This is a genomic window from Halomonas sp. BC04 (genome assembly GCF_000568385.1).
Map to the genome: position 1 here is coordinate 1 of NZ_AZQX01000202.1, position 9,307 is coordinate 9,307.

The 9,307-nt window shown below is 61.2% G+C and carries 10 protein-coding genes and 1 pseudogene; 8 read left to right on the forward strand and 3 right to left on the reverse strand.

What is annotated here, in order from left to right:
• Window positions 1-390, forward strand: a 390-nt coding sequence (gene fliD / locus Q427_RS14170) for a flagellar filament capping protein FliD (RefSeq protein WP_043515003.1), incomplete at its 5' end; no start/stop codon positions are given.
• A 36-nt stretch (window positions 391-426) separates the two neighbouring features.
• Here the strand turns inward: fliD and Q427_RS34095 are convergent.
• From Q427_RS34095 to Q427_RS14180, 3 genes are read right to left on the reverse strand one after another with little or no spacing between them, the layout of a single operon-like run.
• The gene (locus Q427_RS34095) at window positions 427-1,092 is read right to left on the reverse strand and encodes a type II toxin-antitoxin system HipA family toxin (RefSeq protein ID WP_231613697.1); all 666 of its coding nucleotides are present in this window, start codon (window positions 1,090-1,092) and stop codon (window positions 427-429) included.
• Complete coding sequence (locus Q427_RS34100) at window positions 1,082-1,711, reverse strand: HipA N-terminal domain-containing protein (protein WP_231613698.1); 630 nt, start codon at window positions 1,709-1,711, stop codon at window positions 1,082-1,084. The genes Q427_RS34095 and Q427_RS34100 overlap by 11 nt, the downstream gene beginning before the upstream one ends.
• Window positions 1,704-1,982 carry a helix-turn-helix domain-containing protein gene (locus tag Q427_RS14180; RefSeq protein ID WP_043515006.1) on the reverse strand — a complete coding sequence of 93 codons (279 nt, stop codon included), beginning with the start codon at window positions 1,980-1,982 and terminating at the stop codon, window positions 1,704-1,706. The genes Q427_RS34100 and Q427_RS14180 overlap by 8 nt, the downstream gene beginning before the upstream one ends.
• A 204-nt stretch (window positions 1,983-2,186) precedes the next feature.
• On the opposite strand from Q427_RS14180, the pseudogene Q427_RS14185 reads away from it, so the two are divergent.
• The 7 genes and pseudogenes from Q427_RS14185 to Q427_RS35370 form a co-directional block, all read left to right on the forward strand.
• Window positions 2,187-2,504 (forward strand): annotated as a pseudogene (locus tag Q427_RS14185) (flagellin N-terminal helical domain-containing protein); the annotation flags it as partial.
• A gap of 237 nt (window positions 2,505-2,741) precedes the next feature.
• On the forward strand, window positions 2,742-4,250 hold the full coding sequence (locus tag Q427_RS36935; RefSeq protein WP_043515007.1) for a flagellin N-terminal helical domain-containing protein: 1,509 nt from the start codon (window positions 2,742-2,744) through the stop codon (window positions 4,248-4,250).
• Window positions 4,251-4,547: 297 nt separating this feature from the next.
• Window positions 4,548-7,034 (forward strand): sulfotransferase, encoded by a 2,487-nt coding sequence (locus tag Q427_RS14195; protein ID WP_043515010.1) that lies wholly within the window; start codon window positions 4,548-4,550, stop codon window positions 7,032-7,034.
• A complete protein-coding gene (locus Q427_RS14200; protein ID WP_043515012.1) occupies window positions 6,977-8,164 on the forward strand; it encodes a class I SAM-dependent methyltransferase in 1,188 nt (395 codons plus the stop codon). Before Q427_RS14195 ends, Q427_RS14200 begins: the two co-directional genes overlap by 58 nt.
• A 94-nt stretch (window positions 8,165-8,258) precedes the next feature.
• The gene (locus Q427_RS14205; RefSeq protein ID WP_051496387.1) at window positions 8,259-8,483 is read left to right on the forward strand and encodes a hypothetical protein; all 225 of its coding nucleotides are present in this window, start codon (window positions 8,259-8,261) and stop codon (window positions 8,481-8,483) included.
• Window positions 8,480-8,875: a hypothetical protein gene (locus Q427_RS14210; RefSeq protein ID WP_043515013.1), complete on the forward strand. Its 396-nt coding sequence runs from the start codon at window positions 8,480-8,482 to the stop codon at window positions 8,873-8,875. The genes Q427_RS14205 and Q427_RS14210 overlap by 4 nt, the downstream gene beginning before the upstream one ends.
• A gap of 104 nt (window positions 8,876-8,979) precedes the next feature.
• Window positions 8,980-9,165, forward strand: coding sequence for a flagellin N-terminal helical domain-containing protein (locus Q427_RS35370; protein WP_269321246.1), 186 nt, complete (start codon window positions 8,980-8,982; stop codon window positions 9,163-9,165).
• Window positions 9,166-9,307 lie beyond the last annotated feature (142 nt).

Below are 9,307 nucleotides of genomic sequence, written 5' to 3' on the forward strand. Positions count from 1 at the left end.
GCGGACGTGGGCATCTCGCTGCAGCTCGACGGCACCCTGGCGCTGGACGAGGACCGGCTCAACCTGGTGATCAGCGAGGACATGGATGCGCTGGGCGAGTTCTTCACCGGCAACGCTGAAACCCCCGGCATGGCAGGCCAGCTCAACGAGACCCTGGGGCAACTGATGAGCAGCAACGGGGTGGTGGAGAACTCCATCAGCGGTGCCGAAAACCGCATCGACAGCCTCGTTGACCGCTATGGGCGCATGGAGCAGAGCATCAACACCACCATCGAGCGCTACCGCACCCAGTTCGGCCAGCTCGACAGCATGATCGCCAACATGAATCAGACCAGTTCCTATCTGACCGAGCAGTTCGACATGATGAACGCCCAGCTTGGGCGGGATTGAGCGCCAATCGATTGAGCGCCTATAACGATAATTTGTTCAGCCGCCCCATAGCGGGCGGTTGTCGTTTTGAATGGCGTCTAACCGGCGCTGTATTTCCCGACGCGTCTGGGTGCTGACACCTAGCTCTTTCGCCGTGGCATCCCAGCCGCTTACCGCCGTCACGACCTCCTCTATCACCTGCTTGGCTTCGCTCCAGCGAGTGAAACCCGCCTGTTCGGCGAGCGACCGAACGGCCTTGAGTGGCGGATTCTTGCCATGTCCTTTAAATGCCATGGCGTGTTCGCCATAGGGGCTGGGGCTGAAGGTGAGATCAAAGGCGGGGGCGGGGCGCCATTGGCCTTCGTCATCGAGTAGAAAAGCCCAGTTCTTGTTGTGATCGTCTTGGTTGCAGGTGAAGAGGTTGAACAGGGCGCGACGAAACAACGCTCTCCCAACAGCTGGGCTACCGCACAGGGCCTGGCCCGCCTTGATCAGATCTTCGTAATCCAGTGATGGCAGACGGAAATCGGCATCCAGTAATCCGCAGGCACTGCTCATGTGGTAGCGCCCCTGCTCGCTGCAGTCGAAGCGACGCAGCGCCAACCAGGCAAATGCCGGGGAAGTTTCGGGCGGGGCGATCAGTTTCCACTCGGGCGTATCGATGCCGGCACGATTGGCAAGGGTCAGGTAGGCAGCCTCGCATAGCCCCTCCTCATGCCCCAATGCCAGCGTGCCCGAGGTGAACTTGACCAGCCAAGGCTCCAGCCCTTGGCAAGGAAGGTACTGGCCTGCTCGCTGTCACCTGGCGAGAGATACACCTGCACCTTGGCTGGGCGCCACCTGAACTGCCGGCTTGGGCCAAGCTGGCGAGTACGGTGTCGGTTTGACCCTCGAAGAGGCGGCGGGCCTGTTCGCCCAGCTCACCCAGGTTGCTCCGAGGGGCGGCTTCGTTGGAGGCGACAAGCTCGGATGCCGGGCGGTAGCTCAAGGCCCCCATGCCATGCTCGCCGACGAAAGCCAGGCGGTCCATTGGCGTAATGTCATGCGGCGAGATGCCATGCTGACGAAAAAGGCGATCCATCAGCATCATCCCCCAGCCATCCGGCAGCGAGTCGGCGAACAGCCCGTGGAGGCCATGGTGCGGGTCGCGCGGCGCGCCTTGCAGGCGCGTGTCGAACGCCAGCCGAAACGGCGAGAGGCTGTGAAAGTGGCGGCAATAGGCCTCGTCATACTGGAAGAACACGCCCTGGCGGTTCTGTGCCAGCCGACCAACGAGTGTCTGGCGGCCGTCGCTGAGTCGGCGCAGCACTTCAAGTTGCCGTACGGGAACGAACTTAGTCATCGCGCAGCACCTCCTCGATGCTTTGCGGCGTGCTCGGTTGTGGCGCTGTCAGCACCGCCACACGCTCCAGCTGGTCCACGCTTTGCCACAGCAGCAGAAACTGGCGCAGCGAAATCTGCCCGGTGATCTCGAACCGCTTGATTGTCGGTGCCGGCACCCCGCTGCGTTCGGCCAGGGCGTTGCGTGAAAGTTTCAACTCGCGCCGTCTACGACGAATGGCCTTGGCCAGGTCGTGCTGAACATCGCTGGCGGTGAGAAGAGAGAGGCGCATGTGCGAATTCAATGGTGGATACTGTGATACCCATTGTAGCAAAAATTAGGCTTTAATGGATAATATAGTATCCTTATTCCGGGCGCGACCAAGGGCTGCGACACCTGGCGAGGTCTCTCAAAAGTGTTTGACTCCCAAACGCTATGCGCAGGCAGATTGCCTGGATACATTATGAAAGACTGATGGCGGTATCTGCGGCTTGATGCCGGCCAGGCCATCGCCAACCGCATGACCGCCCAGATCAGCGGGCTCAACCAGGCGGCGCGCAACGCCAACGACGGCATCTCCGTGGCTCAGACCGCGGAAGGGGCGCTGAACCAGGTCAACGACAACCTGCAGCGCATTCGCGAGCTCACCGACCAGGCGGGTAACGCCACCCTGAGCCCCAGCGATCGCGCCTCGATCCAGAACGAGATCGATCAGCGCCTGGACGAGGTCGATCGCATTACCCAGCAGACCGCCTTCAATGGCATTCGTGTGCTGGGTGAAACCCGAGGGTTGAACATCCAGGTGGGCGCCAACCGCCTGCCGGAAACCGTGCTGGTGCTGCTGCGCTGAGGCCCGGGAGCGCCGCTGGCCGCAGGCCCTGTCAATCGCCGATGAACTTTTTTTCACCGATTCCCTAAAGTCCCCCCGAAAGATGCCGTTATTCAGGGTAACGGCCAACGGCGCCGTTGCGGCGGGTCCGGCAGACAGGACCGCAACACCAAGATCAGCGGGCCCGCCAATGGAGCCCCCAACGAAAGGAAGGAACATCACATGTCCGTGATCAATACCAACATCACTTCCATGATTGGCCAGTCCAATCTGAACAAGTCCCAGAACGCCCTGCAGACCTCCATGGAGCGTCTCTCCTCCGGCCTGCGCATCAACAGCGCCAAGGACGATGCTGCCGGTCAGGCCATCGCCAACCGCATGACCGCCCAGATCGGCGGCCTGGCCCAGGCGCAGCGCAACGCCAACGACGGCATCTCCCTGGCCCAGACCGCCGAAGGCTCGCTCAACCAGGTCAACGACAACCTGCAGCGGATTCGTGAACTCAGCGTACAGGCGGCCAACAGCACCAACTCTGAAGCGGACCTGCAGTCTATCCAGGACGAGATCACCCAGCGCCTGTCAGAGATCGACCGAATCTCTGAAGAGACCAACTTCAACGGCACCAACGTGCTGGCTTCCGATCAGAGTCTGAGTATTCAGGTCGGCGCCAACGACGGTGAATCCATTGAGGTCAACCTCCAGGAAATCAGCTCCGCTACTTTGGGCATGGCGCAGTTCAATGTGACCGATATGGTCTACAGCGACAACCTGAGCGAAACGACCGAAGTGACTGCGGCGGTAGCGCCGGAGTGGAACGAGTTCAGCTTTGTTGAAGACGCAAGCGCTGTTTATACAATTGCAGTGGGCGAAGATAATGCCCTGTATGTTCAAAGCGGCGGTAATACCTACTATTCTGCCACTTTCAATGCTGCAGATGGCACCATTACCGTCAATACAGCACAAGCTAGTGGCCTGGCTATCCAGAGTGGTGCGACCTACTTTGATACTGCCGAAGGTACTGTGCAGGTATCTGACGTCAGTGGCAGCATGGTGGCATCACAAGATCTGGGTGACGACTTTACGGTCATCATGGATAACACGTCCGCGGGTGCAACCGTGTTCTATGCCGAATCAGGTGGCGGCACTTTCTATGCGGCCAGTCTGAATGCTGAGACAGGGGCTATCGAGGTTGGTGCAGCGTTTAGCACAGCACCAACTACCGGCACAGCAGTCACTGAGGATCAAGTCCTTGCTGAAATCGGTACCGCTGCCGTTGAAGCTGACCTTACTACCGTGAACGCTGCGCTGGACACCGGCACCAACACCCTCCAGGAGATTGGTGACACTGGCGAGTACCTGGTTCGCAACGAAGACGCCGACGGTAACTTCACCTACTACGCTGCTGAAGTCGACACCGCGACCGGCGTAGTGACCGTGGATACTGACACCGAAGTCGTGGTCGATCCGCTGGCAAGCATCGATAACGCGCTGTCACAGATCGACGCGCTGCGCTCCGATCTGGGTGCCATCCAGAACCGCTTCGAGGATGCCATCACCAACCTCAACACCAACGAGACCAACCTGTCTGCCGCTCGTTCGCGCATCGAAGATGCCGACTACGCGGTGGAAGTGGCCAACATGACCCGCGCGCAGATTCTGCAGCAGGCCGGCACTTCCGTACTGGCCCAGGCCAACCAGATCCCGCAGAACGTGCTCTCTTTGCTGGGTTAAACCTAGGCGCCAGGTGTCCATGCGTGGCACCGGTAACGAACAGGCCCCCATTCGGGGGCCTGTTTTTGCTTTTGGGCCTGGAAGTTCCGTTTAGGCTAACCTGAGCCCAACGTTTTGCTGCACACTTTCAGGAGTCTCACGTGGCCACGCCCTCCCCCTTGAAACCGCATGGTGCTTCCTCCCTGTCAGGCAAGGCTGCCAAGGCCTTGGCCGATCTGCTCAGTCGCGGCGAGCTGGAGAAGGCGGCGTCTGAACTGCATACCCTGCAGCGTCGCTTTCCCCGCGATCCGCGAGCTCTTGGCTTTTCAGGGGCGAATCCACCAGAAGCGGGAGCATTTCGAGGCAGCCATCGGGGTCTATGGAGAGGCTCTGGCCATGGCGCCGGGCATGCTGGGCGCAAAAATCAACCTGGCCGCCTGCCTCAACCGCTGTGCACGGCGCGACGAGGCGCTTGAGCTGATCGACCAGGTGTTGCAGGCGGAGCCCCTGCGGGCGAGTGCGCTGATCGTCAAGGGCGACATACACCGCGAGCGGCATGAGATAGAGGCGGCGCTGGCCTGCTATCGTCAGGCGCAGGTGCTGGAGCCCCACAACGCCACCCTGTACCAGACGATGGCCCACCTGGAGCGCTTCACGGCGGATAGCCCGGCCTTCGCGGCTCTGGCCAAGCGCTTGACCGAGAATGGACTCACGCCCCAGGACAGGGCCGGGGTGCACTATACCCTCGGCAAGGCGTATCTCGATATCGGTGACGATGCCCAGGCCTTTGCCCACTATGAGCAGGCCAACGCCATCATGGATGAGAGCCTGCCGCCGATTCGTGCCGAGCTGGAGCGGAACCTGACCTTCACCCGCCGCCACTTTACCCCTTCGCTGTTCGAGACGCTGGCGCCCCATGGCGTGCAAGCACGCCCTCAGATCATCGTTGCCGGGATGTCCCGCGCCGGCAAGAGCCTGGTGGAATCGCTTTTCCGGGGCGTCAAGGGAGTCTCCCTGGCGGGAGAGGATTTGGTGCTGGGCGAGTACGCCACCGAGCTGCTGGAGCCGCTGGAAGGGAAATTGCCTGCCTATCTGGCCCAGCTCGATCCGGACAGGCTTAGCCAAGACGCCGAGGGCTATCTGAAGCGGCTCGACCCCGGTGACAATATCAAGGTCACCACCGTGCCCGGCGATCTCTGGTTTCTCGGCCTGATCGGACTCTGGATGCCCAAGGTGCCGATCATCTTCTGCGTGCGCAATCTGCTCGACCTGGGCGTGACCGGCTACTTCCATCAGTACCAGATACCCAAAGGCTACCGCTATAGCTTCGACCAGCACCAGATGGGGCGCCAGATTGCCTGCTCGGAAAAGGTGATGGACCATTGGGCTCAGGTGTTGCCCAATCCGGTCTATCTGGTGGACTACGAAGCACTGACCCGCGACTCTCACACGGTGATGAATAACCTGCTGGGGGAGCTCGGTCTGGAGCGCGAGCAAGACTATGAAGAGATAGTCGGGCGCAATGCCGCTCTGCTGGATAGTATCAGCCCGATCGTATCCACCGATGCGCCGATGCCGGTGACCGACCGCTTCAATGGCATCGGCGAGCGCTTCAGAGACCGCCTGTCGCCGATGATCGAAGGCTACAAGACCATTGCCGATGCCTTCCCGCGCATGGACGTGCCGGCCACTTTCCCCCAGCCCTTGCCTGACGCGCTGGTGGCGTCTGACGAGGAGGCTCGGCCCAGTGAAGGGGTCAGCTTCGATTGGCAGCTTCCCGAGCGGGTGGTGGTGGTCGATAACGGCGCCAAGCTGACGAATAGCACCAATCTGGAAAAGCTGATGGCCTTTGAGGCCTTCAGCCTGATTGCCTTCGACCCGTTCGGCGAGGTCACCCTTGAAGAGCCGTGGCGGGGTCATCCCCACCTCCAGCACTTTCCCCGGGCGCTGTTGGGAGATGGCCAACCTGGAACCCTCTATGCCTGTCTTGACCCGGCACTCAGCAGCACCCTTGCGCCCTTGCCCGCCGAACGGCTGCCGGAACGCCAACGGCAGGGTGCCCAGGTACTGGCCAAGCTGCCTTTCCAGAGCGTGGCCCTGGATGCCATCGAGGGCCTGCCGGGTATCGACTGGCTGGTGCTGGATGATCGTCACGATAGCCTGGCAGTGTTGGAGCATGGCAGCAATGCCCTCAGCAACACGTTGCTGATTCAGGTCCAGGTGCGATTTCAGCCAACCCACGAGGGTCAGCCCAGCCTGGATGCGCTCAGCCACTGGGCGGCGCGGCATGGCATGCGCTTCTATCGCCTGCTGGGATTCGAATACGCTCAGTGCATGCCGCCTCGGGATGATCTGATTAGCCGACCCGAAGCCACCGAGCTGGCCCAGGCGGGCGCGCTCTTGATTCCGGATGCGGCGCGCCTGGCGGCGCTGAGTGACACCCAGCGGCTCAAGTTGGCCTTTCTGCTCGATAGCGTCTACCAGATCCATGACCTGACCTATGAGCTGCTCAGCCAGGTCGGCCATGAACTGGGGGAGCGGTATCTGATGGCCAAGGCTTTTTCGATCGTGAGCGATCGGGGCCGTCCAGTGCCGAGCTGGCAGCGGTGCGGCGTGAATTGGCTGCGGGAAGGCTGGATGGTCAGGCAAGTCGCGTTGCCCACTGGAGCAAGCAGTTTCCCCGCGCCGCACAGGTGTGCGCGCTGCGGGCCGAGCTGGCCTCGTGGTCGGGGGGGCACGATGTGGCCATGGCCCATCTCAACAGGGCGCTGGATCAGGCACCGGAAGAACTCGCCCTGCGCCTGATCGGTATCGAGGTGTTGCTGCGTGCCGGCCTGTGGTGGGAGGCACAGGCCGCGCTGAAACCCTTGCGGAGTCGCTACCCGGATGATGCCCGACTTCGCTGGTTGGAATGGCAGGCCCTGGTGCTGCATCCTCAGCCGGACCGGGCGACCGTTGAAGCGGCACTGGACGATCTGGCAGATGTTGTCCTCGACGACGATCAGGCAGTGCGTGGGCTGAGCCTGAAGGCGCGGTTGCTGGCCCGTGTCGGTCGGCTGGAGGAGGCACAGGCGAGCCATGCAGGCGCCATAGCGGCCGCCGGGACCGCCCCTGCCTGGATACAGGCCGAGTCGCACTATTGCCACGGCCTGACCTGTCTGGCAGCAGGAGATCAGCTGGTGGCCTGTCAGGCCTTCTGGGCGGCAACTGAAGTGCGGCCGGCGTCTTACATTACCCAGCAGGCCAAGCAGCGCCTGCAGGCCGTATTGGCCGAGCTGGATGACCATTCGGTCATGCAGCCTTTCGCTACGCTGCATGAGCGTATTCGGGCGTTGAAAAAGCTTCACAAGGATAGCGTCACCCTGGCGGGCTTCGATCTCTACCGCCAAGGGTTGGCGGCGGCCTGGGTGCCCGGTTCACGGCCCACCGAGACCCGCCTGGCGACCTATCGTCTCGATGAGATACTGCCGGAAAATGCTCGAGCACTCGATGTCAGCGCCGAACAGGGCTTTCTGTTGCTCGGCCTGGCCGAGCGTCTGGCGCACGGTGAAGGACTCGACCCCAAGCCTTTCAACACCGAGTTGGGCATGGCAGCCGCCGAAACATTGGGCATTGAACATATTCGCCTGAGCAACCAGAGTCTCGAGGGTTTCAAGAGCAAAAAGCCCTTCGACCTGATACTCGCCTGTGGTGCCCATGCCAGTAGTGAACTTGGCGCCGAGGCGTTGGGCAGGCTGTTGTATGCGCTTTGCGCACCCGGTGGCGTGGTGCTGCTGGAGAGTCGCGGTATCCGCAGCACACAGGAAGTGGAGCCCGAGTTCGCCGAGAATGCGGCCGTGATAGCAGGGGTAGGCTTTCACGTCGAGCGCAAGGACTATCTCTGTGATGATGGGATCAACAAGCGGGAGTTTCGTGTGTTGCGCCGACAGAGCTGAAGGATTCGGCTGGGCAGAAAACCGAACTTGCTTTGCTCCTTGAAGCACACTGCTGGCGCCCTTGTGGCGCCTGTTTTCATTGGAGTCAATAAACATGACGCCTGAAGAATATGATCGAGTCATCGCCGAGCTGGAGCGCCTGATCGCCGACACCCGCGCCACCCTGGCCCGCTTCGAGGAGACCGGCATGGATGAGCGAATGCCGGAGGACCACCAGGCGCTTTTGGAAATCTACGACAAGGCGGTAAAGGATCAGCGAGCCTATACGCTGGCCATGCTGGATACGCCGGATCCATCGGCAGCAGAGGAGAGGGAATGAGTTTTGAAGATAACGTGAGCGAGACGCAGCAGATTACCTTGCAGGAACTGTTATACGACATATTGCCGAAGCTGAAGGCGGCCCAGGAGATGATGCAGAGCACGCTGCTGGCGATCCTGGAGGTGACGGAGGACCCGCTGGAGAAGGCGAGGCGGCGTGAGCAGCAGGATGCGCTGGAACTGGAGCTGTTTACCATTCGCCTGAACGTCAAGCATCTCCTCGGCCGGCACGCGCAAGCCGTACAGGCCATGCGGGAAGCTGAGCAGAGCGGCGCCCCAGTAGATGATGGACCGCTGCTGATTCTGGATGATGCCGAGGCCCAGGCTATCGCCAAGGCGCGCATGTTACACGAGCGTTTGGTGGCGATGCAGAAGGAGCTGGCGAAGGGGTAACGCCTACAATATGCTCACACGAGCTGTGCTTAAGAAATTTATAAAGCTCAGCCTGCTTAGGTCCATGAATGGAGCAGCGACCCAGGGAACGGTGAGCTCCATGCATGACAACCACCAACACCAACCTTCTTTCTCTTTCCGGCCAGGCAAGCCTTGGCCGCTCCCAGTCAATACCGGCAACCGCCATGGAGCGCTTGTCGTCCGGGCTACGAGTCGATAGCGCCAAGGACGATGTGGCCGGGCAGCCATCGGCAATCGTCTCACCAGCCAGATCATCGGGCGAACCATGACGCTGCTCACCTGCTCGGGAACGGTCGGTTTTAGGTCGGCCGAGGCGTTGTCAGCCGGATGCGACCATCGTAGCCGTGAGGTATCCCCATGTCCTGGCCGGGAGCAGACTCGGCACCCACGAACAGTCTATGTTGCACTGCA